Origin of the sequence: Roseateles sp. UC29_93, assembly GCF_042695725.1 — a bacterium.
Lineage (GTDB): Bacteria > Pseudomonadota > Gammaproteobacteria > Burkholderiales > Burkholderiaceae_C > Roseateles > Roseateles noduli_A.
Map to the genome: position 1 here is coordinate 1243641 of NZ_CP170545.1, position 26152 is coordinate 1269792.

The 26152-nt window shown below is 61.4% G+C and carries 21 protein-coding genes and 2 pseudogenes; 10 read left to right on the forward strand and 13 right to left on the reverse strand.

The annotated features are described in order from the left end of the window. Positions 1 to 8: 8 nt before the first annotated feature. On the reverse strand, positions 9 to 731 hold the full coding sequence (locus ACFJIX_RS05795; RefSeq protein WP_377158382.1) for a TorF family putative porin: 723 nt from the start codon (positions 729 to 731) through the stop codon (positions 9 to 11). 236 nt (positions 732 to 967) lie between these two features. Here ACFJIX_RS05795 and ACFJIX_RS05800 point away from each other — a divergent pair, with 236 nt between their 5' ends. The 6 genes and pseudogenes from ACFJIX_RS05800 to ACFJIX_RS05825 all read left to right on the forward strand — a co-directional run bounded on the left by ACFJIX_RS05800 (position 968) and on the right by ACFJIX_RS05825 (position 6120). Beyond that, entirely contained in the window at positions 968 to 1591 is a 624-nt protein-coding gene (locus ACFJIX_RS05800) for an ImmA/IrrE family metallo-endopeptidase (protein WP_377158384.1), read from the forward strand. Positions 1592 to 1626: 35 nt separating this feature from the next. Next, positions 1627 to 2160, forward strand: coding sequence for a hypothetical protein (locus ACFJIX_RS05805; RefSeq protein WP_377158386.1), 534 nt, complete (start codon positions 1627 to 1629; stop codon positions 2158 to 2160). Between the two features lie 22 nt (positions 2161 to 2182). Then, positions 2183 to 2845: pseudogene (locus ACFJIX_RS05810) on the forward strand (magnesium chelatase domain-containing protein); the annotation flags it as partial. Between the two features lie 36 nt (positions 2846 to 2881). Next, positions 2882 to 4519: a recombinase family protein gene (locus ACFJIX_RS05815; RefSeq protein ID WP_377158388.1), complete on the forward strand. Its 1638-nt coding sequence runs from the start codon at positions 2882 to 2884 to the stop codon at positions 4517 to 4519. A gap of 170 nt (positions 4520 to 4689) precedes the next feature. Beyond that, a complete protein-coding gene (locus ACFJIX_RS05820) occupies positions 4690 to 5331 on the forward strand; it encodes a hypothetical protein (protein WP_377158390.1) in 642 nt (213 codons plus the stop codon). Between the two features lie 3 nt (positions 5332 to 5334). After that, positions 5335 to 6120, forward strand: coding sequence for a hypothetical protein (locus tag ACFJIX_RS05825; RefSeq protein WP_377158392.1), 786 nt, complete (start codon positions 5335 to 5337; stop codon positions 6118 to 6120). 181 nt (positions 6121 to 6301) lie between these two features. Here ACFJIX_RS05825 and ACFJIX_RS05830 read toward each other — a convergent pair whose 3' ends face one another. Next, positions 6302 to 6682 (reverse strand): helix-turn-helix domain-containing protein, encoded by a 381-nt coding sequence (locus ACFJIX_RS05830; RefSeq protein ID WP_377158394.1) that lies wholly within the window; start codon positions 6680 to 6682, stop codon positions 6302 to 6304. A 321-nt stretch (positions 6683 to 7003) separates the two neighbouring features. Here ACFJIX_RS05830 and ACFJIX_RS05835 point away from each other — a divergent pair, with 321 nt between their 5' ends. Then, positions 7004 to 7762 (forward strand): hypothetical protein, encoded by a 759-nt coding sequence (locus ACFJIX_RS05835; protein ID WP_377158396.1) that lies wholly within the window; start codon positions 7004 to 7006, stop codon positions 7760 to 7762. Between the two features lie 33 nt (positions 7763 to 7795). Here ACFJIX_RS05835 and ACFJIX_RS05840 read toward each other — a convergent pair whose 3' ends face one another. Continuing rightward, positions 7796 to 9202: a hypothetical protein gene (locus tag ACFJIX_RS05840; RefSeq protein WP_377158397.1), complete on the reverse strand. Its 1407-nt coding sequence runs from the start codon at positions 9200 to 9202 to the stop codon at positions 7796 to 7798. 796 nt (positions 9203 to 9998) lie between these two features. On the opposite strand from ACFJIX_RS05840, the gene ACFJIX_RS05845 reads away from it, so the two are divergent. Together ACFJIX_RS05845 and ACFJIX_RS05850 are read left to right on the forward strand one after the other, a co-directional pair. Beyond that, on the forward strand, positions 9999 to 11411 hold the full coding sequence (locus ACFJIX_RS05845) for a hypothetical protein (RefSeq protein WP_377158399.1): 1413 nt from the start codon (positions 9999 to 10001) through the stop codon (positions 11409 to 11411). A 387-nt stretch (positions 11412 to 11798) separates the two neighbouring features. Next, positions 11799 to 12008, forward strand: a pseudogene (locus ACFJIX_RS05850) (ATP-binding protein); the annotation flags it as partial. Between the two features lie 514 nt (positions 12009 to 12522). Here the strand turns inward: ACFJIX_RS05850 and ACFJIX_RS05855 are convergent. Together ACFJIX_RS05855 and ACFJIX_RS05860 are read right to left on the reverse strand one after the other, a co-directional pair. Beyond that, positions 12523 to 12942 carry an HAD domain-containing protein gene (locus ACFJIX_RS05855; protein WP_377161634.1) on the reverse strand — a complete coding sequence of 140 codons (420 nt, stop codon included), beginning with the start codon at positions 12940 to 12942 and terminating at the stop codon, positions 12523 to 12525. A gap of 76 nt (positions 12943 to 13018) precedes the next feature. Continuing rightward, positions 13019 to 13660: a hypothetical protein gene (locus tag ACFJIX_RS05860; protein WP_377158400.1), complete on the reverse strand. Its 642-nt coding sequence runs from the start codon at positions 13658 to 13660 to the stop codon at positions 13019 to 13021. Positions 13661 to 13738: 78 nt separating this feature from the next. On the opposite strand from ACFJIX_RS05860, the gene ACFJIX_RS05865 reads away from it, so the two are divergent. Further along, the gene (locus ACFJIX_RS05865) at positions 13739 to 13993 is read left to right on the forward strand and encodes a helix-turn-helix domain-containing protein (protein WP_377158401.1); all 255 of its coding nucleotides are present in this window, start codon (positions 13739 to 13741) and stop codon (positions 13991 to 13993) included. Between the two features lie 36 nt (positions 13994 to 14029). Here ACFJIX_RS05865 and ACFJIX_RS05870 read toward each other — a convergent pair whose 3' ends face one another. The 8 genes from ACFJIX_RS05870 to ACFJIX_RS05905 form a co-directional block, all read right to left on the reverse strand. After that, entirely contained in the window at positions 14030 to 14245 is a 216-nt protein-coding gene (locus ACFJIX_RS05870) for an antitoxin Xre/MbcA/ParS toxin-binding domain-containing protein (protein ID WP_377158402.1), read from the reverse strand. A gap of 858 nt (positions 14246 to 15103) precedes the next feature. Further along, positions 15104 to 15502 (reverse strand): DUF3331 domain-containing protein, encoded by a 399-nt coding sequence (locus ACFJIX_RS05875; protein ID WP_377158404.1) that lies wholly within the window; start codon positions 15500 to 15502, stop codon positions 15104 to 15106. 76 nt (positions 15503 to 15578) lie between these two features. Then, a complete protein-coding gene (locus tag ACFJIX_RS05880; RefSeq protein WP_377158406.1) occupies positions 15579 to 17234 on the reverse strand; it encodes an HAD-IIIC family phosphatase in 1656 nt (551 codons plus the stop codon). Positions 17235 to 17561: 327 nt separating this feature from the next. Next, a complete protein-coding gene (locus ACFJIX_RS05885; RefSeq protein WP_377158408.1) occupies positions 17562 to 18926 on the reverse strand; it encodes a patatin-like phospholipase family protein in 1365 nt (454 codons plus the stop codon). An 89-nt stretch (positions 18927 to 19015) separates the two neighbouring features. Continuing rightward, complete coding sequence (locus tag ACFJIX_RS05890; RefSeq protein WP_377158410.1) at positions 19016 to 20293, reverse strand: NAD(P)/FAD-dependent oxidoreductase; 1278 nt, start codon at positions 20291 to 20293, stop codon at positions 19016 to 19018. Then, entirely contained in the window at positions 20290 to 21744 is a 1455-nt protein-coding gene (locus tag ACFJIX_RS05895; protein ID WP_377158411.1) for a TolC family protein, read from the reverse strand. Before ACFJIX_RS05895 ends, ACFJIX_RS05890 begins: the two co-directional genes overlap by 4 nt. Before the next feature lie 12 nt (positions 21745 to 21756). Then, positions 21757 to 24816 (reverse strand): efflux RND transporter permease subunit, encoded by a 3060-nt coding sequence (locus ACFJIX_RS05900; protein ID WP_377158413.1) that lies wholly within the window; start codon positions 24814 to 24816, stop codon positions 21757 to 21759. A gap of 10 nt (positions 24817 to 24826) precedes the next feature. Next, on the reverse strand, positions 24827 to 25852 hold the full coding sequence (locus ACFJIX_RS05905; protein ID WP_377158415.1) for an efflux RND transporter periplasmic adaptor subunit: 1026 nt from the start codon (positions 25850 to 25852) through the stop codon (positions 24827 to 24829). Positions 25853 to 26152: the final 300 nt, after the last annotated feature.

Genomic DNA, 26152 nt, shown 5'->3' on the forward strand with positions numbered 1-26152 from the left:
GTAGCTCCTCAGAAGACCTTCTTGACGGACACGACCACACCGTTCTTGCCCAGGTCCTTGCCCTTGCCGCCGATGTAGTTGTCGGTGTTGGTGGCGACGAAGCCGGCGCCGAAGGTGAAGCCGGACCAGTCCTTGTTCACCGTGAGCGAGTAGTCCGTGTAGCTGAAGTCGCCGTTGTTCTTGACCTTCTGGTGACCGATGTGCGGGGTCAGGGTGAAGCCGCCGCCGACGTCGAAGGTGGCGCTCAGGTCGAGGTAGCCGCTCTGCTTGGAATCGGCGAAACCGAACAGGTTGCTGATCGAGTGCGAGTACTTCAGCGTGGCGGGACCGAAGGACACCGCGCCGTACAGCTCGTTGGTGTTGGCGCTGGTGGGCAGGTCGTTGCCAGGGTAGTTGTAGCGCAGGAAACCGACGTCGACGGTGACGCCGCCGCCGACCTCGGTCTTGTAGCCGGCGTAGGTGTCGATCTCGATGTCGGCGTCGCCGCCGCCGTCCTTGATCCACTTGATGGTCGAGGCCCAGGCGCCGATGTAGAAGCCGCTCGAATGGGCGTAGTCGACACCGCCTTGCAGGGCGGGCTTGAGGCGGGTCTGCGAGATCCCGCGATAGCGGTAGTCGGAGGTGACGCTGACGTTGAAGGACAGCGGGTTGGCCTCCTGCGCCAGCGCCGGGAGGGCGATGGCGGCGATGGCGGCGACGGCTGCGGCGCGGACGACGGCGATGGGATTCATGCGCGGGGGCTCCTGATTGTTTGGGGCGACTCTGGGCGACTGCTTCCGGACGTGGCTTTGCAGCTTTTGTGCCAAGCGGGCCTCGGCGAGTCCCTTCCCCCATGAAGGGGCCCCATTCCGGCTCACATCGCCACGAACGGTTGCCGATCACGCCCCGTCAAGCGTCAAAGCGCACCAAATGCATGCACAAGCGGGGGAGTGGTTAACCCTGGAAACGCCCCAACAGGGTGCTAGGCGTGAAATCGTTCGCTGCGGACACTGCGGAGCTCATGAACCGAATGGGTGCGGAAGGAATGCAGATGCAAGGCGACGGATCGAACGAGAGGTCGAACGGCGGGTCGAACGGCGAATCGAGCAACGTGACGGTGCGGTGGCCGGTGGACCTGTCGCACCTGCGGCCGGAGGACGCGGCGGAGTGGGTGGTGGCGCGGTACGGCGATGGCGCGATGCCGATCCTTCCGGAGAAGATTGCCGAGCAGATGGGGATCCGTGTGTGTGCCCTGGCTGATCACCATCGCCATTCGGTGTACGCGGGTCCGGACGGTGGACTGCGGATCGTGATCGACACGAACGGCAGCAACCATCGCAAGCGTTTCGCGGTGGCTCATGGCCTGGGGCATATCCTGCTGCGTCACGAGCATCCGCCGCTGGAGGCGTGGAACTCGTTCGGAAACCACCCACCCGACCCGCGGGACCATGCGGCCAACATGTTCGCGGCCAGTCTGCTCGTGCCCACCGAGAAGCTGCGGTGGTGCGTCACGAGCGGCTGGATGAGAAACGTCGACCACATCGTCAAGACGCTCTGGGTTCCATTGGAACTCCTCGAATTCCGATACCAACAGCTGCTCCGACGTCGTTGACTCGATGACGCCGCCTGCTGCTCAAGGAGCTGCAAATGTCCCAACTTCCCTCGGAGCACGCACCGGACCGACAAGGGGAGGCGGAGGCCGCGATCACACCCGAGATCCCGCTTCTCCGCGTCTCTGACGACTCGATCGAAGCGCGCGCCCGCATGTGCTTCCGCGCGTTGTCGCTGTGCCTCGCCGCCATGGTGCTAGTCCTCACCACACTCGGCCTCCACGCCGTGATATCCGGCTTTGTCAGCGATGTGCATGCCGGGCAGTACGACGCTCCACATGCGACACCCGCGAGCCTCGACACGGCGACCGACGTGGACGCCACCAACGGTTCACCGGCCCAAGCCTGGCCGCACGCCGTCGTTGCCGTGATCTCGATCCTGTTGATTGGCGAGGTTGTCCTGGCGATCGGACTGGTCCGCGCAACGTTCTCGATGAAGGTCAATACGGATGTGCCTTCAACGCCCGAGAAAGAGACCTCCTCCGCAGGCGGCGGTCTTCCCGGCATCGAGCTGCTCAAAGCCGCGACAGACACCATTGAGATGGTGCTCAAGGGCCTGCCCAAACGCTGACGCTGGGCGACGTCACATGGCGATGTCCCTCTCCATCATCCACAGCCGCGCGCTGGACGGCCTATCCGCCGCGGCCGTTGAAGTCGAGGTCCATCTGGCCAACGGGCTGCCGAGCTTCACCCTGGTCGGTCTCGCGGACCTGGAGGTCAAGGAGTCCCGCGAGCGCGTGCGCGCCGCGTTGCAGAGCAGCGGGCTGGAGTTCCCCGCGAACAAGCGCATCACGGTCAATCTGTCGCCGGCCGACCTGCCGAAGGAAGGCGCGCGCTTCGACCTGCCGATCGCGCTCGGGCTGCTTGCGGCGAGCGGGCAGATCGACGCGGACATGCTCGCGAACATCGAATGCGCGGGCGAGCTCGGACTTTCAGGCGAGCTGCGGCCGGTCAAGGGCGCGCTGGCGATGGCGCTCGCGCTGCGCGCCGCCAAGCTCGATCGGGAACTGGTCCTGCCGCGCGGCTGTGCCGACGAGGCAGCGCTGGTGCAAGGCCTGGTGGTGCGGGAAGCCGCGCACCTGCTCGACCTCGTGAATGCGCTGCAAGCCCGCAGCGAAGCGCCCTTGCCTCGCGTGCAGCGCGATCCGCCGCCGCGCGGCGAGACGCCGCTCGACCTGCGCGACATCAAGGGCCAGACCGGGCCGAAGCGCGCCCTGGAGATCGCCGCGGCAGGCGCATTGAGCATCCTCATAATAAGGTCGTGAAACCCAAACTCTCGCCACCTTGTTGAAATGACCACCCCGGCTACCGCTCGCCCAAAAGCTTTCAGCTACGTGCGCTTCTCTACTCCCGACCAACAGAAGGGCGACTCCTACCGTCGGCAGGTGACCATCGCACGTCGATATGCCGACCAGCACGGTCTGGACTTGGATGAGTCTCTCGATCTTCACGACCTCGGACTGAGCGCCTTCCGTGGCGCGAATGCCGAAAGCGGAAGGCTTGCAGATTTCCTTGAGCTGTTACGCGATGGGCACATCCCAAAGGGCAGCTACCTCCTTGTCGAGTCGCTCGACCGCCTGTCCCGGCAGACAGCACGTAAGGCATTGCGTACCCTGGAGGACATCATCGAGGCTGGGGTCAATGTAGTGACGCTCTTCGATGAGCGGATCTACGATCTGAAGAGCCTGGAAGGTACAGACCTTCTCATCGCACTCTTGTTCATGATTCGTGCAAATGAAGAGAGTGCGACGAAGGCCAGAAGACTCCGCCACGCGTGGGAACAAAAGCGCGAACAGGCGTCAGCTTCACCAGGCGGGCGACTCACCTCTCTGGCTCCTGCTTGGCTGCGAGCAACTGACAACGGCTTTGTCGTGATCGAGGAGTATGCAGAGGTTGTGAGAGACATCTTCGCGATGGCCCTGTCGGGCCAGGGAAGACAAACCATCGCTGCAACTTTGAATGTCCGAGGCACGGCCCCCTTCGCCTGGGAGCAAGGGCGACGGCGGCGGGCAGGATCGTCTGGTTGGCACGCTAGCTACGTGGGGCGCATTCTCTCGAACAGCGCGGTGATCGGCACTATGACACCGCATACGTATCAGCACATCGCTGGCAAGTCCACCCGGGTAGCGTTGGACGCAATCCCCGGCTACTACCCAAACATCGTTGAGGAGGAGGTTTGGGCAGCTGTCCAAGCACTGCGCTCAGTCCGCAAACCCAGGGGTGCTGCAAGCAAGAGTCCGGTTAAGAATCCGCTTGGTGGACTCCTGCGCTGTCACTGTGGCCGTTCGATTGTTCGAGCGAATAAGGGCAAAGGTGCAGACGGCACCGTATGGTCGTACTACATGTGCGTTGGCAGCAAGGAGAAGGGGGCACTGCGGTGCGGATTCTTCAAGCCGATGCGTGCGGAACAGGTCGAGTCTGCCATCTGGGATCAACTGCCCGCAGCTCTCCGTTCTTGCCCCGGGGAGGGTGAGCGAGCGAAGGAACTAAGCTGGAACCTTGGAGCGGTCATGGTCGCGCTTGGACGTGTGGAGCAAGCGCTCAGCGCCCTTGTGACTGAAGCCGAGTCCTCTTATCTCTCACCCACTGTCCGGAGCCGGATCGACTCGTTGGAAGCGGATCGCGCAAGACATCGAGCCGAAGCAAATTCTCTTGAACGAGAGCTTCAGCAGATCGCCCCAGGGATTTCTCAACGGAGGTCGTTGTCGCTTGCGGACGCATTGGACGCGGGCGCAGCCTCAGCAGAAGAAACCAACGCCATTTGTCGCTCCATCTTCACGGAGGGAGCTTATGACCCGCTGGAACGCTTGATCCGGCTCACTTGGCGTCACGGAGGCTCTGTGAGCATTCAGCTGCCAACGCTCACGCGGGCTCCTCGCGTCAATGTGCAGAGTAGAGGGAAGGCTGGCCGTTTTACTTCTAGCCGGTGATCAGTCTGCTGGACTTCCACGTTGGCCAGAACTTCTCGTCGCGCATGACGCTTACCCCCTGATCGCGGGGACGCCTACTGGCGAGATCGGCATTCGCAATCGCGCTTCTATGCCGCTTGGCTCTATCCTTGTAGGATCCTAGAACAACAACCTGATACAGGGAGGAATTCATGGCGAAGTTCAAGGTATCGCTCAAACTCCAGGGCCTGGAAGTCAGCATCGAAGGTGAAAAGGACGACATTCCAGCGCTCACGAGAGGCATCTCCAATCAGCTAACTGGACTGCTTGCTCCGGCTATAGGTGCTGCTACGGGGGTGTCAGGCCATCAGGAGGGCGAGCCACCCGCCCCGCCTACCACTGCTTCGGCGTCTCCTCCTGCAGCGCTCGAAATGGTCCAAGAGGTTCGCCGCAAAGGGAGCCGAAAGCCCAGCTCCAAGAGAAGCGCCCCAGCGACGGAAACTGTGTCCACCGTGGTTGACTGGCCGCACGATCCAACGAAGTTCGGAAATCCACTCCAGACATGGAAGACCAGTGACAAAGCGATCTGGTTGCTGTACGTCGTCGCCAACCAGACGAGTCATAAAGACCTGTCGGCACGCGGCATCGCCGACACCTTTAATAAACACTTCCGGCAGTCCGGCACCATCCTTACCTTTAACATTAACCGAGACCTAGGAAAGGCTAAAACGAAAGCCGGTCCGGCCGTAGTTGGAGAGGATACGACCCGCAATCCCTCCGCCTGGTATCTCACCGATGCGGGAGAGGCTTACGCACAAAGCCTAGTGGCCAAAGCATTGGGCCGGACGGAGTAATTGATGCCGATTGTGGACAGAGCACAGTTGCTTACTCAGCTGTCGCCGCCGCTAGACCATCTGCTTTGTAGCCAGCTTCTAGACGAATTCATCTCTGCTGAGAAGCGTTTCATCCAGCGCGACTGGGAACCGGCCGAACTCGATGGAGGCCAGTTCTGTGAGATTCTGGCTCGCATCATTTACCACAAGGACTCTGGCAACCTCAGCAATGCAAAGTCTTTCGATGACTGCAACAAGTACATTGAGAATGACCAAGTAAACCATGCGATACAGCCAAGGCAGAACGCACTCCACCTAGTGCGGGTACTTAAGACGGTCTACAAATTCCGAAGCCAGCGAGGTGCTGTGCACATCAGCCCAAGCTACGCACCCAACCACATGGATGCAAAGCTTGTTATCGAGTGCATTCGTTGGGCTATGAACGAGACGCTTCGTCTGTTCTGGAATGGAGATCGAGAACAGGTAGCAAAAGCGATCAGAGAGCTGCTTCAGTTCGATGTTCCCTGCATCGGAAAGTTTGAAGACGTGCTACTCGTTCAACGAACCGACTTGTCGGCTGAGGAAGAGCTTCTTGTGCTTCTGCACTACGCGGGCGAGCAAGGCTTCTCTCGGACGGAATGCGGGCGTCACAGCCAATCGGCTGCGTCAACAGTCACTCGGGTACTCCAAAAGCTCACTGATCCAAGCGTGCGCCAAGTAGTCGTACTCCGCAACGGCAACTATCGGCTAACAGACCTCGGCTCGCGACGCATCCGGAACGAGTTGGCCGCAAAGCTTTTGCTTGAATAGACCCCAAACCTGTCACCTGTCGCTACTGCCCTGCTCGATCTGTTCACAGGTTGTTCAAGATCGTAGTAGCGCTGCAACGAACGGACGGCAAGGGGGTCAGATGGTCAATGGCCGTGACCATTGGCCCCGTCCGACGCTTCGGCATCTTGGCTGTACAAAGCTCGGCCAGTCCTACCGGACCTCAGCTGCCTTTTGCTCTCGAAGCAAGATGATCTCGCAATGCCTTGAGCGAACGTCTGATGAAAGCGACGTCGCTCTGCGTCAAGCCCCCGATGAGCGCTTCCATCTCGTGAGCTTCAGAAGTTACCGCAGCTGGAGCTTCGTCAAGTAGTTCGGCGCAGGTCGCTAGCAGCTCCGCCGCTAAGCGTTCCAACGTCATCAGCGAGGGCGCATGCTTGCCGCGCTCGAAGCGCGAGAGCGTCTCGGTATCCACCCCTAGCCGCTCGGCAAGGTCGGCTTGGGTAAGCCCGAGCGCCTTCCGTCTCGACGCGATGTTCCGTCCAAGCCGGATAGGCAGGGCCTCCCGGACAGCCAGGTCAATTTTCTTGGAGGGCAAGGTCAACCAACGTTGTCGTGTAGCGAGCCAACACGCATGGTTGTCTTCAACGTCCGCTCAAGCCAGAATGCAATTTGTCGTCCTTGAACACGACAAATTACACCGATATGCGGCTTTGGTCGCGACCGGCATTCGAGGTTAAGTACAGGAGGGGGGCGCCTTGGACGGAATTCATGAAGCATTGGTCATCGGGTCAATAAATAGGCCGAGCCGGGCTGTTGATCGTGAGGGCGTCAGCGCCTGCCCCCAGCTTCATCGCGGGGAGTACCTCACCTCCAGGGGCTCCAGCTCGCTGCATGTGCCGCGAGAAGCATTGCCGAGCTCGCCATGCTGCGCATAACCGGCTACAAGTTTGCGGACCAACACCTCTCGCAACTGCGCGATGGCTTGTCACGCCTGCAACTCACAACTGGGGTAACGGTATCGGCAACGCTGGGATCGTCTGCTGGCTTTGACGCTGTAGTCCTGCGGATCGAAGCCCAGGAATTTGCATTCAGCGCCGATGTGGCCATGGTTCAAAGTGCACCAGACCAGAAGGGTGGGGTCTGGTTCGGGCCACTTTCCTCAGAAGGAGAGCAACTTGGACCGCATTCAGCCTATCGCGACTTCCGCGAGGCTCTAGTCTTTGCGGAGGTGCGAGTTAGGCAAGTAATCGAGTCTTTGAAGGCACGCGAGGAGCGAAGCCCTCAGCACAGCTCCGCTACAGCTATTGAGAGTGCCTTGCTCTCTCAGTCAGAGGTGCTCTTGGTGCAGGAATTCGCGAACAGCCTCGGACTTCACGCGAGGCTCCCTGGCTTTGTTCGATTCACCGAATTCGCTGCCGGCGCTACGTCTATGGCGGTAGGGCTTATGCACAACGACACGCCTGTGCTGCTCGCCTCAATCGTTGTGTCGACGAGGCCAGAGGGTGGACAGCTCTGTACCGTCCGCGACTTCAACAACCAGCCGCTACCAGGACCACAGAGCTACGAAAGCATTTCGGCAGTGCTTGTCTCTCAGCGTTCATACTTTCTGAAGGTGGCGGAGATTGCGTCGAAGCACCTACGTCCGACCCTACTTGGTCGCTTGAAAGCAGCTCTGCGCTGATCATCTGACGCTTCGACCCACCTTGCCGGAAGGCTAGGCATCGTCTTGAACGATATACGCTCCACGCCGCAGGAAGTCCTCAAGCGTCGGGGCTGGCTTGTCTGCATCGAGGATCATCGACTGAGACCAAAGTATCTGATGTGGATAGTGGCTGGCACAGACCACTTCCCCATCCTGCATGAACCAATGGGTAGCTTCAGGGAGCAGGCGGCGAGGTGCCGGATGCCGCGCGAAAGGGTTATGGAAGACCTCCAACTCGGCGGACCAAGGCTCTCGCTCGCCCGGCCATAGGGCTCTGTACTCATCGGACATGATGTCCATGCAGAAGGGTCGCCCTTCGAGTGCGCCTGGTGCTCTGTCAAAGAATCGACCCATGCGCATGTAGCGCAACCCAGCGGGTGCGCCGAAGGTTGTGATCGCCACTCGATTGAGCTTAGCGATGCTGCAGGCGTTGGAGAAGACGACTGCACTGAGTTCCGCACAGGCCTCGTTCGCGAACAAGCCAGCAGGGAATCGTGAAGGCCCTAGTAGATGCGTGAAAGGTAGGGACCTCGGCTGCTTGAGGCCAGCCACCTCGACCACTTCCGCGCCATGCCCATAGAGGTATCCGATCAGGGCCTCACGCGACCACTTCATCGAGCCTGCCGCGTGAAAGTCGGCAAGCGCAATCATGAAAGGCTGCCCCTTCACATGCGGCAGTTGGTCGTACCGGCGGAGTAGCTTGTTCCCAAGCGTCTTCGCAAAACGCACGGCCGCAGCACCGGCGAAAACCTCCATCGGTTCCGTTGGCGGAGCGACCTCCTGCGCGTTGAAATGGTTGTACGGGACAGAGGGATTGGCGGTAACCGCCTCAACCCATGCCGAGTCTCCGCGTCGGTTCTCGATGCGGAAATCTGGAGACTCTTGGGGTTGCGTGACAAGGTGGCCCTGCTCCCTAAAGGCCCCCAGGAGGATCGCTTCCCAGAGCCGAGTGTGGAAGTTGCCTGTCTGGCAGTCGCTTACCCAGTTCGCATCTGGTCTAGGAAGAGCGAGATAGAGCTGATTGAGCATCCATGCGGCTCGGTGATGCGTAGGGGCAGCGAGAAGCCCGAACACATCACTCGCGGTTCTACTGCCCAAGTCATACAGCGCAGCGCGCGGTGGAACGCCCGATGGGACGGGCTCACGTGCCTTCCCCTCGACTAACGCCTCGCCGATACGACGCATCGCTTGGTCGCGATCCGAAATGCCGTCTGCCGCATCGGTGATCGTCCACACATCATCGACACGGCGTCGCATCACGAGCACCCCAAAAACGTTGGAGTCGTCGCGCGTCAATACTCCAACTGAAGCGCCGTCATCGGTAGTCCAGGCCCCCGCTGGCGGCCTCGAACCAAAGCCATGGCCACGAGGAAGAGATAGCGCGTAGACAGCGAAGAGTGGCTCAGGAAGTTCCTTCATTTCTTGCGTCCGGCGCTGATCCTGCGGGTCCCGCAACGACTTCGTGGCGAGGGCTCGCCCACGTCCACCGTCACCCATCAAGGTCCGGCGACCAGTCAGCAGAGCCAATTCGGTACCGTATCAGAGCAGTACGTGCAACTTCTGCACGCGAGGCTGGCAAATCGGTACCGGATATAGAGGGCAGGCAGCTCTCTTGAACGCCTTCGAGCTGTTCCTGCCCCCTCCCTCTCGGCCACCAACGTCTTTCGACCGTAGGTAGCCACAACCATTCATCGCTCCCGCACCTTTTCCAGGTGAGGCGGAGCCCTGAACTAACCAACTCGATATGCACTCTATCAATGAAGAAGTACATCCCGCACACCTTGAGGGTGGCAACTGTTGCTCGCCAACTCCTCAATCGCCGTCCACTCTGGAGAGGCTCAGCTCGCTCGCACACAGCAAGGTGCTCGCAGCCCTTCGAGGTTACGGAAACCAGATCAGCTCAACGCATGGGCAAGCGCTCCTAGACCTGAGCAAAGCGCTCAGCGGTCAAGCCCTCGGCGTCCTTCCAGGACGGTTCGCGTATGCGATGCCTTGTGGTGCCGGAAAGACTCAGAGCGTCGTTGCTTGGATCACTGCCGTTCATGAGCTACGACTCGGACTGTCCGTAGCCGTTTCAGCATTTCAGATTGACGCCCTCTGCTCGATCAAGCTGGACTTGATGCGGGCAGGAGTTCCAGAGTCAATGATCGGCCTTAGGCATAGTCAAGGCGCCAACGCGAGACTTCCCGATACGGGTGAGGATGATCGACCCATCATGCTGGTGTCTCACGCGCGGATTCGAGGGCAGCGTGACTCATCGACGTTTGCACTGCACAAAGGAGCCAAACGCCACCTCCTGATTTGGGACGAGAGTCTCATCACCGCCGACGTCCAAGTTCTAACTTGGCTGGACGTTAAGTCGGCTGTCGAGCGACTACTTCCTGAGTTGCATGACTCCTGCTTGGCCCACTGGCTCAGGGATGCACTTCTAGCGATGCAGGCCGATCTCGATGCTCAACGCATGGGAGTGAAGCCCCAGCCCATTGATCTCCGCGGCTCTCTCGATCTGGATGAGATCCAGGCACTAGCCTGCCAATTGCGGTCTGGAGGGAGTCCACTTCGCGTTGCGGCGGTTAAGGCGGTGCGGCAGTTGACCAAGCTAGCCACGCATCCGATCTCGATGGCGTTGACGGGCAACGGCATGTCAGGCGATGGTCTGATCCGTTACACCGTCGCCGTACCAGCCGAACTCGACAACATCGCAGTTCTGGACGCCAGCTATCCGATTCGGGAACTGACGCACAACCACGCGATCCTCGATGGGACAACTTCAGCGATGAGGACGTGCAAGAGGTATGACCGAGTCTCGGTACGACAACTCTGCCTAGCGACTGGACGGACAACACTCCAGACTCATCCTGATCGTCTTAAGGAAATGGTCTCTGCCCTTGCCGCAAGCGTCGCCGACATCCCGATGGACGAGGCCATCTTGATCTTTACCTTCAAGGGTGATGACGATGCAACTTTGCTTGCGAAGGTACGGAGAGAACTGGGAGAACGCGGTGTCGATCTCGAGGCTCGGCTGTTCAACGGTCGTGCCCGAATCAACTGGCTGACATGGGGGAACGAGACAAGCCTGAGCGAATACAGCCACTGTCAGCACATCCTTCTAGGTGGCGTACTTCGTCGAAGTCCGCTTGACCTATCAGCAAGTGCTGCGGGACGTGAAGATGACTTGTGCTATCGACCTACGTCCGAGCAACTGAGGGCGATTCAACTGTCAGAAGTGGCTCACTGTGTGCTCCAGGCGATGAACCGAGGGAGCTGTCGGAATGTGGATGAAGACGGCATGGCCCATGCGATGTCGCTAACTGTCCTAGCAGATATCAAAGGCTTGCACGAAGCCCTCGCCGAGAGCTTGCCCGGCATCGTGTGGAAGATCGTCCCTGATCTCAAACTTGGTCCGCTCACGCAGAGCCTCTCAGCACGGATAAAAGCTCATCTGCTGACGCAGCCAGCTTCCGTGAATCGGCTAAGTATCCGGAGCATCAAAGCGGGGGTTGCCGTTCCAGCCGATCGGCAGACCTGGCGGGACGCGTTGACGTTCGCTCTGGTTTTCGTGAGGCTTCAAGATCCAAGCCAAACTTGGCAGCGAGCCGGTCAATCCGTGATCCGCTCGATTCGCTGACAAACGTGGGGGGTGAGCCCAATAGAACACCTTATGGAGCTACCCCCCTCGTTTCGTCGGCCCGGCCTGCTGACGGCTTGAAGTTGACTCGTCGGTCAGACAACGGAAACTCGGCGCGGCTCAAATTTGCTAGACATTTTTGAGGGGGCACCTTCGAACAAATGCATGCACGCTTCCCCCCCGCGCCCCCTTCGAAGACCGCTAGCGGGCACCTCACCTCCTCTATGCGCCTAGCCGTGCCGATGTGGCGTGCGGCCAAGTTTGTGCCCAATGTAAGCACGCTCATCTACTCGGCGAACTTGGTACGCGGCACGGGAGCACGGCCATCTGTCTCATCCTCTAGCGGAGTGGCAATGTGCTAAGTCCGTATTTGGGCTTGACAAGCCTAGCGTGCTCCTGGTCGGCCCGCCGGGTACCGGCAAATCGATGCTCGCGCAGCGGCTGCCGACGCTGCTGCCGCCCTTGTCGGAGTCCGAGGCGCTGGAGTCCGCCGCGCTGCTCAGCGCCAACGGCCAGTTCCGCCCGTCGATGTGGGCGCAACGCGCCTTCCGCGCGCCGCATCACAGCGCCTCGTCCGCCGCGATGATCGGCGGCGGCTGTCGGCATCTCAAATAATTGCGACTCACTCTAAATAGCTGCGACTGGATTTCGCCGCTGGCCCAGCGTCGCATAAACGGGCGCACCTCGGGCTGCCGAGCTCGGGGGATACGAGTCTTGAACTCCGTCGGCGGACGGCTCAAGTGCGGTCATTCGGGTGGTGACTGTCAATTATTTGGAATTATGGTGGGCGGATAATTTCCCCCTGATAGCCTTGAACGAATTATTCGTGAAGTGGAATCGCTATCGAAGAAAGGTAGTTGCGCCGCTCGACTATGTCGAAGGCGTCGATTGGATGCTGCGAGCGTCCCGCTCGACGGTCTGGACCGGGAATTGGCAGCCATCGAATCAGAGCCCAGACATCCGGAACGACCAACGCGACGAGTGGCGCGGTCAAGAGGTGAACGCGCTCATCGCTGCACCCGCTCCGTGCTTATTGGGAAGCACAGAGGAGCCCCGATCGGTGAGCTAAGTCCGAGCCTCTAGGTCCGCGGCACCGCGTGAATGCGGTCGCCTAGTTCGTGCTTCCCCCCTTCAACCAAACCACAAGTCGTTCTTGCAGCCGGGGGCATGACACCCCGAGGCTCGGATCGCAAACGAGGATCTGTACGCCCCTGATTGAAGGAAGCTCCTCAGCTTGGTCGTCCAGGACCACTGATTCGCCGATCTCTGGGTGTTCTTCCAAGTATCTTCGAATGGCATGCGCCTTATGGCCTGGAGGCGCGACGCCCTTGAAGGCATCGCCCAAAGGCTCAAGGAAGTCCCGCATGTACTCTTCCGAATACGAATCCCGCCAGCTGGAGTGGACGACGACGCCCACATCGCGGAACGGTCCAACGATCGCCGCGAGCTGCGGCAACCACTCGAAGGGCAGGACCTCACCGGGCTTGCCGCCGGCTGGATGAAGTACACCATCGAAGTCGAGAAAAAGCACTCTCAAGCAGCAGCTCCCGCGAGTCTTCGACCATTCTCCACGAGGTCCCCGGGCGCCCGGCCGGCGGCCTGATCCCTCAGGAGGCAGATCGCAGCGCCGCGGCGCCGGCCTCGTTAATCTGCGCTGCCAGCTGCCGAGCACGAGCATCCGGTCCAATATTGCTTCCAACGAAAAGCCATGCCAGCACTCCGACGACCGCACCGACGCACAGCCAGCCCAGGGCCATCGCGGCTTGATTGTCGAGCGGCCCCTTCGACACAAAGAATGCGATGGCCGCCAGGAGGCCGGCAAACGCGGCGGTCCAGCGCAGCAAGCTGCCCAGCGCCCCCACATTGATTCCCCAGCTGCGAAGCGCCGTGCGTAGCACAGTGATGTCGCACACCATGTCCCCACTCGAATGGTTCCGAGCACCAAAGCTAGCCCCGTCTCGCAACCACGCAGGTGCGCCGAAGAGCACGGACACGCGGTGCCCCTCGCGCGCCGGCAGCACGAAGCCATTCAACTGAACGAAGCGCTCTACACCAGCCTCGTCTTGCAGCCAGAACCCCTGAACATCACCTCCCATACGGGCACCTACAACAAAGTCGTTGGTCAAACTCAATTCGGCGGTCTTGCGCCCGGAACCAACGCGATCGCTTGGAGCGCTGATAACGATCCCCGTAAGCGTGGCGAGTCGAATTCGTTGGCCGTTGTCGAGAACTACTTCGGTGAGTTTCATGTCTGCATCCCTTGGATCGCGTAGATTGTGACTTAAACGCGGGTGACGCAAAGACGACTAGCGTGAAGACTTCCACAGGTGTCTTCACCACGGATCAAGCCAATAGAGATTGCCTCCAGTGCCCGCGAACTGCTGGCGCTGAATCTCATCCGGCTTCGAAGTGAACGGGGTTGGTCCCAGGAGGCGCTGGCATTTGAGAGCGGCTTGCACCGCACGTTCATCGCGCACGTCGAACGACTGCATCGCAACGCCTCGATCGACAACATCGAGCGTCTCGCTCAGGCCCTTGAAGTCCCGGTGCGGGACCTGTTTGCTCCGCGTCTCAAGAAGTAGCCAGCATGGGGGCGCTTGAGGTCCGCCAGCGGACTTTTAGGCGGCGCCGCCGTACTGCAGCGCAACTAGCAGATCTCTCACTTTTCCAGCCCCAGCCGAGGTTCGAGCGGCATCAAGGGGCGACAACCCGCCGAGCAACGGGTGAGGCGCGGCAAGCCAAGTCTTTGCGTCCTCACAGGTGGAAAAGATGCGCTGCGCCAAATCCTCGATCTGGTACCAAGTGATGACCTGCTGTTCTGCAGAGGCGGGCATGTTGCGCGGCGGACGCTTGAGTCAGTCAAGGATACCAACGATCCGTGCTTGGCAAGGCATAGTTGATGGAATGGCGCTGCGGGAAATGACTTCGGACTGGGCGGGGCTAGCAAGTACATTTGCCTGATCGCAGCCTCCGACCTTCAGAGGAAAAAAGTGATCACTTCTCGCCTTGACGCCGATGGACGCGTGGCGTTGCCTCGCAACGTTATCGATGCATTCGAGCTCCAGGATGGGGACGCTGTGGAGTTCGTTCAGCTGGGACCTCATCGCTTTGAGTTACTCGTGCGCAACCGGTCGGTCGCGGAACTCAGGCGACTCTTTGTAGCGTCAAGAGGCGTCTCCATCGACGAGATCAACGAGGCAATCAAAGCCCAAGGCGCCTCGGCGAACATTGCCAATCACCGGACCCAGTTTGGCGACCGCCAACAAGAGCCTGCAGCGATCCGCCCCCCACCCGAACATGAGGACTAGTTGCTAGGCGAGCCTCGTTGGCAGATGGACTTGCGCGCTTTGCTCATCGCCCTCGATGGGTGGCCTGAGCACATCAAGCATGCGCGTCCGTCTAGATGCCGCTGCGGACCCGACAGTCTCGAACAACGCTTTGTCGATGCCGTGACCTTCGAGCGCAGGGACGGTTAGCTGATCCTTTATGCGTGCTGCGGGCGCTGGTCGCGATTGACCGGCACGCTTGCCCGCCCTGACCGCCTCACTGTTCCTAACCAGACTGCCGCTCTGCAGCCGACGCTGTCGGTCGCGGCGTGAAGGAAGGCTCACGCTCTGGGGTCGAAAGCGATCAACGGCTCACTGGTTGTTTTACGTTCGGCGCGGACCGCAGTCGTGATGACGGACAGCGATTCAGCCGCCCACCTGGACGACCGAAATCATCATGTCTGCGTTTCTTGGCATCGGATCCATGGCCTTGGGCACGTAGACGAGGTCCCCGTCGGCTATGGCCGCGCCGGTCAAGCTGCAAAGTGCGCTGCGCCGCGCAACTGCTTGAGTCCAGACCTGGTACCCATAGTGATACTCACCAGGCGCCCAACAAGCGACCGCAACCGTCCTCGGACTTGGGCGATCAACGATGGCAAGTCTGGGGCGCTCTTGCAACCTGTTTGCCCGCCCGCGGTGGAGAGGCAGCCCATGTTCGTCAGCATCATGCAGCGACCCGAAGCTGTGCGGAATCGCTCCAGACGTCGCCGAGAGCGATTTCGTTGAACTCGATGAACTCATCCGTTGTCTCCTGCATCCCGGCATCAGGCGGCACGTGATCGGCTAAGTTACGACAGCTTCAAACGGCCACTGATGCTCTGCCGACTAGTGCGCCGCCTAGTCATTGGAAGCTGATATGAGCATCCTCGCCGCAAAGAACTGCGGTTGAAACCAGGAATTGCTCCTCCTTTTCGATACCGATGGAGCGGACAAATCGTTCGAATGCGGCATTTTTCCCGGTTTGAAGAAATCGCACTCTTGCTTCCGCGATACCTTCACTGGCCAAAGCATGGCCGAGCAAAAGTCGCTCAATCTGCAGCCCCGCGATCCGACACGACATCACAAACTGAATCACATCGCATCCATGCAGACGCAAAAAGCAGACGTCGCCGTGGTGTCCGAAACGGTCTTCAACAGAGAATCCGAGTAGCGTTTCCCCACGGGCCTGGGCAGCAGCAAGAATATCCAGGCTCACCTTCTCGCCGGTCGAGTTCCATTGATTGGTCTTGTTGATGAGTTCGATGGCGCGCAATTCTCGACTGGTGCCCACACCTGGAGTAACCTTAAACATGTGCGCTTTCACACCGAGCTCGCGCAAGTAGTCTTGCGCGCTGACAGAATCTTTCCACTTGAGTCGGCTTTCATTTGCTTGAATCATCTTGGTCCGATGCGCCGATTCGGGGCTGACTCGCGCCACCTGCATCTCAGGTGCGTGTAGCAATATCTGTCGACTGTAAAGAAAGTACCGACCCAACACACGCATGCTTGGGAATGCAGTTTGCATTTGCGCGCGCTCGTGGGGATTGTCGTCAATAAAAATTGTATTGCCCGGAAGGATATTGGTGCGGGAGAGCATCGTCGCCATGTTTTCTGGCTTTGACGAAAAGTTCACCAGAACACTTGCAAAATCTTCGTATTTCAGCCGACTCCCAAAGATTGCAGGAAAAACTTTGCGAATGAAGTCCTCGTCGTTACGCGAAATGATGCCGAGTAGGACGCCACGCTTTTTGCAGTAGAGCAACGCTTCCGCCAGTCCCAATGGCCATCCCTCAACTAGCGCGCGAAGTGAGCCCTCGGTCAACTCAGCCTCTGAAAGAGCACTGTCGCCTATGACGCCACGCCACAGAGTGTCGTCAAGATCGACAACGACCAGCTTGATCTGATCCTGCTGGCGCAGTATTTTCAGCTGAGCCAAAAGCTCGCAGACCACGGCATCGGCTATGGTCTGAGGAGACATCAGCGTGAAATGCTCAACAATGCTCGGGGTGGATTCCATCCGACTCCCATTGCTCCCATCCCGAGGCACGGGAAACATAGATCCGTGTGAATACCACTCAACGAATTCGTCAGTGAAATACATCTTCCCGTACGTGCTCAGAATTGCATCGAAGTCGACCGCGTGACAATTGGAAAGATCTCTGCAAATCCGGTCGAGATCCAGATTTAACTGATGGATGAAATGACGGATGTTCCCGAAAGAATCGGCGGGCATCAACCGACCATTTGGATTGAGAACAGGCTCGCAGAAGTTGAGGAAAAATGCGGGGCACTGCCCCTGCTCCGCCACCTCGTGCAATCGCCGAACTTGCTGTTCCATGTCGCGACGGGTTTGACGGTAGAGCGCTTGGTACGCCAACTCATCGCCCATCGGGGTATGCCAAAGGGCGTCGTCGGGCAGTAGCTCCCGCAACGTTAGTGCAAAAAGGACGGCGTCGTAATGATTGATCGGCTCTGGAAGTTGCGGCAATGGGCCCGCGTGGTATAGAACCAGATCCATCGCCGCGAGCGAACTCCTGGCGATTTGCTCAAGTGTGCACGGCCCCACCGCGAGAAGCCTCGAAGCCCCCCCGGCGCCCAAGATTGTGGGATTCCGAAAGTTCGCCCCCCGGAAGTGAGCGCTGTACTCAGCAAAAGGGATGGAATCTAGCGTTTTCATTTCAATTTGCAAAACTCAGGCATTGCGCCTTCAATTTGTATCTGTCTCCGGGGGCACGACTTGGCAGTCTCGAAGACACGTGGATTACTCGGCGATCTATTTCATTTGGCGTAGCTTGCGCTTCGCCTCTCTTAAAAGACGCCTTGGCTCAATCGCCAGGCAAATACTTCAACGGGGAGCCTGGAGATTCGCTAGTGACTCCTGCAGCGCTTTGAACTCAGGCGATCTCCTGAGCGCGGCCGCTCCAGCGCGCTGAAGTTCAATCACATCGCTGCGCTCGATGGTGAAAGCCGTGGGCACACGCAGGAGCGAGTGGCGGACCTTGTCGTCGGGCACGTCGTGCAGGCTGACGCTGATGACATGAATTTCGGCATCGGCTGCGAAAGGGCTTCCCGGCTGGCCGCGGATGCGTTCGACCTCTGCGCGCCAGCGCTGCAGGTCGTCGTTGAGTAGGGCCAGCGTGAGTTGTGTTTCGCGCGAGCCAGCGCCGAAGATGAGGGACTCAAGCACCTGCGTCGTGGATGGCACCCGGTCGCTGCTGTCGATTCGTTCAGCCAGACCCCGCTCCGAGTTCACCGTCACGAGTACTAGCCGACGCAGCGTGCCGGGCTTCACGTCAGCGAAGTTGGCGCTCATCGACCCAACGGCCACCAGCCGGTCTAGCATCAGCCTCACGCCGAGGTTGTCGGTAACGCCACCGTCCACAAGATGGATGAAGGGGCGCTCTTGAGCATTGCCGTAGCTGTCGACGCTGCTCTGCAGCATGCGGGTTCGGTAGTCCTGTCCCTTCGACACTGGGACGGTGGGTAGTGGACAGGTGCCGGCATGGTTGCGTACCGTCACCGGCGACAACAGCAGCGGGACCGCTGAAGATGCCGCCACCGCAAAAGACAGCGGCGTGGCACCCAGGTCCGAGCAGATCAGCTGGAACTGCTCAGCGGTGAAGTCGAAAGGCGCACCAGTGGTCAGGTCGGTAGCCGTGATCATCAGGTCGGGCGCCCCGGGGCGCTGGCGCACGTCTGCGAAGGTGCGACCTTCGAAGAGTTCGTCCAACCGCTGCGCCAGGATCTGGCTACGGCCGTACCAAGGAGAGGTGAGCTTGTAGAGCCGTTCTGGCCAGAGCGCCTCGCGGATCAGGCGGCTCTCAAATGGCACCAGCAGGAAGTCCGATTCGAAGCGATCAAGCGTCGCGTCACCGAAGGCAGCGTAATGCGCTGCAAGGATGCTGCCTCCCGACACTCCGCTGATCAACGCTGTGTGGTCTAGCAGAGTCGTGGGCTGGCCGTTGAGGGTGAAATTGGTGGCCTTGAGTTCGCGCAGCACGCCCAGCCCGAAGGCCGCGGCCCGCGCTCCGCCGCCCGAGAGCGTGACCGCCATCATCACCGGTTGCGATGCTGCTTGCTGCGTGGAGCGCAGTGGCTCCTCGGGTGAAGACACGGGGGCCAGCGGTGGGTTGATCCAGGGCCGATAGCTGGAACAGCCAGTCAGCATCCCCAGCGCCAGCAGCGCTGCGCACCGCATCCATCGGTTCAAGGACGTTGCCTGCGCAACTGTCGGTGCCGCATCATTCCCTCGGAACATGTATGGGTAGGCCATGCTGGTGCCGTTCGCTGCGTCTCGATTCAACTCAGCCGGATGGGCGGTAGCGCGCGGAGGTGCAACTGCTCGGTTGCCCATAGCAGACCAGTGCGCGCCCAACCCAGAACCGCTGCTTGGTGGCGCCGATGCAGCCAGTCATGCCCGAGTTGAGCCACCTTTCCACTGAGGAAATGGCCCGGCAGCACGCCGGCACTGCCGAGCGTGCCGTAGGCGCTATAGCGGCTCAAGGAAACCAGTGCACCTAGATCACGGTGGCGGAAGTCCGGCACCTTCCGTCCGCACAGCAGTGCCGGAAAGTGGCGGACCAAGTGCTGGGCCTGCTGGGTAGCGACCTGGGCGGTGGGGGGCAACTGGCGTTCGCTACCGCCCTGCCGCAGGCTCGCGCAATCACCGATGGCAAAGATGCGCTCATCCCCCGTGCTGTGAAGCCCGGGAGCGACGTGCAACTGTTGCTGGCCGTTGCTAGCCAGGCCGCCAATTCCGGACAGCACGTCGGGCGCTTTCACGCCGGCTGCCCAGACGGTAAGGTGAGTCCGTTGGTGGCTCAGTCCCGCCACATCAACGCCGCTGGCCGAAACTGATCGCACTCGCGTGCCGGTATGGATCTCGAAGCCCAACGCCTGCAACGTCTCTTGGCTGGCCGCCGCAATGCGCTCGGGGAAAGCGGCTAGAAGCCGGGGCGAACTCTCGAAAAGGCTGAGGCGCAACCGTCGCCGCATGCTCGCGTCGCCGAAGCCAGAGGCCAATTCCATCAACTGGCTGAGTTCAGCTGCAAGTTGCACACCCGTGGCGCCGCCGCCGACGATGGCCACGCGCACTTCCGTGTCATGAAGGGCTGCGCGCAACAGCTGAGAGCGCAGCGCGGTGTTGAAGCGCTCAGCCTGCTCTTGACTATCGATGGCGTGCGCGTGCGTCCGAACACCTGGAGTGCCGAAGTCGTTGATGCCGCTGCCCAGCGCCAGCACAAGCCAGTCGTAAGGCAGATCACGAGCCTCGACGGCCACTGAGCCGTCGGCGGCGAGCAGCGGTGCCAGGCGCACGCGACGCGCGACACGGTCCAACGCGACCAACTCGCCCGGCTCGAATGCATAGCCATGGCGCTGCGCGTGGGCGAGAAAGCTCACCCGCTGCAGTTGCACGTCCCGAGTGCCGGCAGCCAAGGTGTGCAGCATCGGCTTCCACACATGCGTGAAGCTGCGATCCACCAGCGTCACCCGAGCTTGGCCTTTTCGGCCCAGGCCAGTAGCGAGTAGAAGGCCGGCAATCCCTCCGCCGACAATAACGATGCGCGGCGCGGTCATTGCTTGGTCTGCGGCTGCCAAGCAGCCAGTGCCAGCTGCACCTGGGCGTAGGCAGAAAGGGCCTGAGCCTGCTGCTGAAGATGCTGCTGCTCGGCGGCCAGCTGCTGAAGGCGAGCGGCAAGTGCTGAGCCTTCCGGTTCCAGCCCAAGCGTTGAGCGGCGGCTTGTGTATGCCAGCATTTGATCCGCCGCCTGCAGCGCCGCATGTGCCTGCTGCCAGCTCTGCCATTGGGCTTGCCAATTACGTAGGGCCGACTCGCTTTCGGCCAGCGCATTGAGCACGGTTTGCTCGAACTGTGCCCAGACTCGCTCGTTGCCAGCCCTCACGGCGGCGGTTTGCGCAGCGCGGCGCCCACTGTCCAGCCACTCCCAACGCAACACTGGCCCAGCGGCGTAGCGTACGGCGTTGGACTGACCAAGGTTACCGGCGGTTTGCTGCAGACCCAGCGTGGCGGCAAGCGACAGGGTGGGCAGGTGGGCACGTTCAGCCAACACCTGCTGGCCAAGTCCGGCGCGCAGCAGCGCGTCAGCCCGGGCCACATCGGGCCGGCGGCTGAGAAGGTCGGCGGGGACCGTCAGCGTTGCGTCGTCCGGCACACTGGGCAACGCGCTCGGTGGCAGCAGGCGCTGCAGCGCGGCACTGGGCCGTGCAGGTGATTCGCCCAATAGCACAGCGAGCGCGGCAAGTTCCACCGACCCCTGGGCGAGCCAGCTGGCATGGGCTGCCCGCAATTGGGCCAGGTCTGCCGTGGCCGCATCGACCTCGCGGGGATCGGTCAAGCCAGCGCGAGTTCGAGCTTGTAGCCGAGCCAGTCTCTGTTCGCCTACAGCCACCTGCTCTGCCGCGAGGCGTTCTGCCCGCTGAGCGTGGCGCAGGGCCACGTAGCGGCGAACCACTTCGGCCTGTAGCAGCGCTTGGGCCCCTCGTGCGTCGGCGGCGCTGGCATCCACCTCGCGCTCAGCCGCAGCGCGGGCCGTGCCGGCGCGACCGAACAGATCGATCTCCCAGCTCAATGCCTGACCAAATGTGATGAGACGCCGCTCGGGCGGTCGGGGCAAACTTTGACGATAGGGGTCTACCTCAGTCAGTGCCGGGCGCGTAACCTGGGCCTGAGCGTCAAGGCTGCCGAGCGGGCGGGATTCGGCCTGCACGCCACCGGCACGTGCGCGTGCCTCGCGGACGCTGGCCAGGGACGCCTGCAGATCGAGGTTTCGCGCTTCGGCCTGGGCGACAAGTGCATCGAGAGCGGGATCGCGTAAGTCCTGCCACCAGGCACGACCTGCGGTGCCAGCCGTCGTCGTTCGGCCGGCTGCGGCGGGCAGTGTCCCGTCGTGGCGGGCCTGAAGCGACGCCAGCTGCGAGCCAGGGGACACCGACGCACAGCCACTCAGGATCAGCGACAGGACCAGGGCGGCCGGCATGAAGCGGCGGCAAGGAAGGGTTGCAGTCATGGCTTCGAAGGGTCAGGCGGCCGGACGGGCCGGGGCCGGCACGCGATAGGCGACGGCGTAGAGCGCAGGGATGAGTCCCAGAGTGATCAGCGTGCCCAGAGCTAGCCCCCCCATCATCACGACGGAAAGACTGTTCCAGACCGCGCCGCCGAAGAGGTACAGCGGCACCAGACCCAGGATGCAAACCATCTTGGTCATGACGATCGGTCGCAGCCGCTTCGCGGCCGCATCCTCGATGGCCTCAAGCGCTGGCATGCCGCTGGCGCGGGCCTCGTCGATTGCGTCAAGCAGCAGCACCGCGTTGTTGACGATGATGCCTGCCAGTGCAAGCAAGCCCAGAGTGCCGACGAAGGTAAGGGTGGTGCCTGTGACCTTGAGCGCTATGGCCGCGCCGATGCTGACGAAGGGAATGCTTGCCAGCACGATGAGGCTCTTTCGCAAGCTCTCAAACTGCCAGACGAACAGGAGGAACATCGCGACCACGCAAGCGGGAAGCAGGGACGAGATAGCGCCGTTAGCGCTGGCGTTCTCTTCGATCTCCCCACCAAGTGCGATACGCACCTTGCCATCGTTCTGAAGGACTGCGGTCTCTTTCGCCACGGCGTCGGCCAGGGTCTGGGCGGTCCAGTGAGCATGCTTGGCCGTGACGGTGATCGTGCGCTCTTGGTTGTAGCGCTGGATGACCGAGGGTTCGGCGGCAAGCCGCACTTGCGCCACTTGGCCCAAAGGCACGGTGCCACGGCCATCGGGGCGCAACAGCGGCGTGGCGCGTAGTTGCTCGACGCGCTCGCGTGCGTCCGCTACGCCGCGCACCACCACTGGCAGCAACGTATCGCCGTCACGGAACTGCGTGACGGCCTGGCCGGCAAGCAGGGTGTCGAGCTGGCGGGCGATGTCAGCGCTGGACAGACCGGCAGCGGTAGCCTTGAGCTGATCCACCTGCACTTGCAGTTGAGGAATGGCACGCTCGGCGTCGCTGCTCAGCTCGACGATACCGGGCAGACTGCGCAGTGCCTCGGTGAGCTTTGCGGCCGCCTCGTGGTGGGAATGGCCGTCTGCACTGGAAAGGCGGAACACCGCCAGTCCTGACTCTGCAGACCCCATTGAGAATCGTTTGGGTTCGAAACGCACGTCCGGGAAGAGCTTGGGTAGGTCCTCGCGCAGACGTTTGAGCGCCTGATCATGGGTCGTGTTTGGCGCAAGGCTCAGCACTGCGTATGCACGGTGCGAGGCGGGTGTGGGTGGGTTGAGCGCCAGGATGAAACGCGGTCCGCCGTCGCCCACGTAGACCGCTTGACTTTGAATCTCAGGGAAGCGCTTCGCATCTGCCAGAGCCTCGGAGATGCGGCTGGCGGTCAGCAGCGTGGTGTTGCCGCTGCTGTCGGGCGCCAGCTCGATGGACATCTGCAGCTGGCGCCGCTCGGAGGCCGGCATCAGCTCTGATGGCACATGGCCGAATAGCCAGCCCGCAGCCACCAGCAGCGCCACCATGCTGCCGATGTACAAAGTCTTGTGACCCAGCACCCATCGCACTTTGCCGCGGTACCAGCCTGTCAGCGCTTCGACGGCACGTGCCGTGCGGCTGAGCTGCGCATGATGGTGTGCAAACCGCTGGCACAGTAATGGCGTCACAGTGACCGCCAGCACGAGCGACAGCAGTAGCGCGATCGCCATAACGATGCCCATGCTGCGCAAGTACTCACCGGTTTCGGTCTGACTCAGCACGAGCGGCATGAACGTCAGAATGATGGCCAGCGACGACACAAGCAGTGGCACGAACATCGTACGCCCAGCCTGCGCTGCGGCCTGCTCCCGCGGCTCCCCCAAACTGAGTCGCCGCTCCATGTCTTCGGCGACAACGATGGCGTTGTCAACGAACAGGCCCAGAGCGATGATGACTGCGCCGGTAGAGATGATGTGTAGGTCGATGGAGAGCAGCTTCATCACCACCAAGCTGCCTAGCACCGTGGTTGGAACGATGGCGCCGACGATGAGGCCTGTGCGCATGCCGAGGAAGAGAACCACGATGCCCATGACGATGACGGTGGTCTCCAGGAACACCTGTCCGACCTGCTTGAGTTGCTTCCCGACGACCTGGGCCTGGTCAGTGATGGGCACGAGCGACATGCCAGCCGGTAACTGACCTTCCAATCGGCTGATTTCCTCGCGCAGCCTCGTTGCAAAGCTGGTCACGTTCAGCCCGGGGTCCATAGACACCGCGAGTACTGCAGCCGACTGGCCGTTGACAAAGGCGCCAGAGCTGGCCGGGTCGACTGGCAGGCGTTCGATGCGGGCCAGTTGTCCCAGCGGCAGCCAGCCCCCGCGCGGCAGAGGCACCGGTGTCTGGGCCAGTTCTGAGATGCTCGTGGCATCCCCGCTGACCTGCAGCGCAAGGTGTGCGCCACCGACCTGCACGAAGCCGGCCGGCGCCACAATATTGCGGCGAGAAAGCGCATCGGCCACTGCCGTCGGGGCAAGACCTTGAGCAGTCAGCGCTGCCATGTCGAGGCTAACCTGCAATTGCTCGTCACGTACGCCATGCAACGTGACTCGCTCCACTCCTGGCAGGTGGTAGAGGCGATCACGCATCAGCCGAGCTTGGTCACGCAACTCGCCAGGCGTATAGCCGTTACCGGTCAGGCCGAGGGTGAGCACGGCCACGCGGCCGAACTCGTCATCCACGATGGGGCCAACAGCACCCTGTGGCAAGCGTGGCTGCACCTCAGCCAGCCGGTTGCGAAGACGCTGCCAGACGGCAGGTAGCGCTTGAGGTCCGACGCTAGCTTCCAGCTCGACGTAGCTGAACGCAAAGCCGGGGCGCACGGTGGTCTTCACGCGCTTGACCTCCGGCAGTGTCTGGATGGCCTCCTCCGATGGACGCGCCACCAACTGCTCCATGCGCTCGACGGAGGCACCTGGCACAAGCGTGAGGACGGTGGCCGTGCGAATGGTGATCTGCGGCTCCTCCGTGGATGGGAAGTCCATCACTAGCCAAAGACCGGACAGGACCAGAAGCAGCGCGGCGAGGAACGCGAAGCGCGGCCGCTTCAGCGCGTAGGATGCAATGCTCACAGTGTGCTCCTCAGCGCAGGCGGCTCACTGCCATAATCCGTTCACCGGCAGCCAAGGTTTGACCACCAGCCACAACGACCTGCTCGCCCAGCTTCAAACCACTGCGCACCTCTACCCGTTCGCCCTGCACGTCGCCAAGTTGAACGGTCACGCTGTCCGGCACGTCTTTGCCTTCGGGCAGGCGCAGCACACGACCTTGGCCCGGGTGCGCCGAGTCCAGCTGCACTGCCCGCAGCGGCACCAACAGCGCTGCATTGCCATCGGACGGCCAAAGTTGCACCGACACAGCTTCGCCCGTGGGCCATTCGTCTGGCACGCTGAGCAGCACGCGACGGGTGCCCCCGGCTTCCAGTCGGGCGCCGATTTCCTGCACTTTCCCGATGGCCACGTTCGCAGCTCCGCGCATCTTCACGGACTGGCCCGCAGTCAGCGCGAGCGAAGCCGGCAGCGCCAGCCACAATTCACGACCGCGGCCCTCGACGGCCAGCACCGGAGCGCCAGCGCCGACCGCTTGTCCGACCTCTAGCTGGCGCATGGCAATGCGGCCATCAAAAGGGGCCCGCAACTCAGTCTGCTCCCGGCTCCAAGCTGCGGCGGTGCGCTGCGCATGCGCGGAAGCCACCGTGGCACGGGCAGCCCGTACTTCAGCTTGAATGGCGGTCCATTCCGCCTCGGTGGCCGCACCGCTATCGCGGGCGGCTCTCAACCGTACTTCTCGGCGCTGGGCTTCGTCTAGCGCGGCCTGCAGACGTTGCCCCTCCGCGTCGGCAACTGCGAGTTGAGCCTGCTGCGGCGTCGGGTCGATGAGTGCGAGCAGTTGTCCTCGATGCACGGTTGCGCCGGGCTCAACCCGAACATGTCGTACTACGCCGGACACTGCGAAAGCCAGTTCTGCGCGTTCTCGGGCTCTCACTTCACCGGCAAAGCTCAGCCCGCCAAGCGGCGCTTGCACCACTGGGGCCACCAGTACGGGTCGCGGCGCGGTTCGCGACGCAGCGCTATCTGCGTTGTTGCCGCACCCTGCGAGGATCAGCATGGAGACAGCGGAGACGATCAGGGTGCTCGCCGTGAGGACGAGGGAGGAGGCAGACGTAGGAATTGCGGACATGGAACTTCCGGCGGACCGATGCAGGTGTCGATGGGCTCGCACTCTAGGGATCAAGGTTCCCTAAAAAGGGAACTAATTCGGCCACATTGGGGGCAATTGGGGCCAAGCCACATCCTTCGAAGACACCTTCGGACGCACGGCGTGATTTACTAGTCGGCTATATCGCCGAGGTCATCCTGGCCCAGGGCTTTGCTGTTGTGCGCGCTGCGCCAACGGGCCATCAGGAGC

What these genes read in the sequence shown, in the direction of transcription:
- ACFJIX_RS05795 (WP_377158382.1), bottom strand. Translation starts at nt 731, where the DNA reads ATGAATCCCATCGCCGTCGTCCGCGCCGCAGCCGTCGCCGCCATCGCC.
- ACFJIX_RS05805 (WP_377158386.1), top strand. Translation starts at nt 1,627, where the DNA reads ATGTCCCAACTTCCCTCGGAGCACGCACCGGACCGACAAGGGGAGGCG.
- ACFJIX_RS05815 (WP_377158388.1), top strand. Translation starts at nt 2,882, where the DNA reads ATGACCACCCCGGCTACCGCTCGCCCAAAAGCTTTCAGCTACGTGCGC.
- ACFJIX_RS05820 (WP_377158390.1), top strand. Translation starts at nt 4,690, where the DNA reads ATGGCGAAGTTCAAGGTATCGCTCAAACTCCAGGGCCTGGAAGTCAGC.
- ACFJIX_RS05825 (WP_377158392.1), top strand. Translation starts at nt 5,335, where the DNA reads ATGCCGATTGTGGACAGAGCACAGTTGCTTACTCAGCTGTCGCCGCCG.
- ACFJIX_RS05835 (WP_377158396.1), top strand. Translation starts at nt 7,004, where the DNA reads ATGCTGCGCATAACCGGCTACAAGTTTGCGGACCAACACCTCTCGCAA.
- ACFJIX_RS05840 (WP_377158397.1), bottom strand. Translation starts at nt 9,202, where the DNA reads ATGAAGGAACTTCCTGAGCCACTCTTCGCTGTCTACGCGCTATCTCTT.
- ACFJIX_RS05845 (WP_377158399.1), top strand. Translation starts at nt 9,999, where the DNA reads ATGCTGGTGTCTCACGCGCGGATTCGAGGGCAGCGTGACTCATCGACG.
- ACFJIX_RS05860 (WP_377158400.1), bottom strand. Translation starts at nt 13,660, where the DNA reads ATGAAACTCACCGAAGTAGTTCTCGACAACGGCCAACGAATTCGACTC.
- ACFJIX_RS05870 (WP_377158402.1), bottom strand. Translation starts at nt 14,245, where the DNA reads ATGCCCGCCTCTGCAGAACAGCAGGTCATCACTTGGTACCAGATCGAG.
- ACFJIX_RS05875 (WP_377158404.1), bottom strand. Translation starts at nt 15,502, where the DNA reads ATGCCGGGATGCAGGAGACAACGGATGAGTTCATCGAGTTCAACGAAA.
- ACFJIX_RS05880 (WP_377158406.1), bottom strand. Translation starts at nt 17,234, where the DNA reads ATGGATCTGGTTCTATACCACGCGGGCCCATTGCCGCAACTTCCAGAG.
- ACFJIX_RS05890 (WP_377158410.1), bottom strand. Translation starts at nt 20,293, where the DNA reads ATGACCGCGCCGCGCATCGTTATTGTCGGCGGAGGGATTGCCGGCCTT.
- ACFJIX_RS05895 (WP_377158411.1), bottom strand. Translation starts at nt 21,744, where the DNA reads ATGACTGCAACCCTTCCTTGCCGCCGCTTCATGCCGGCCGCCCTGGTC.
- ACFJIX_RS05905 (WP_377158415.1), bottom strand. Translation starts at nt 25,852, where the DNA reads ATGCTGATCCTCGCAGGGTGCGGCAACAACGCAGATAGCGCTGCGTCG.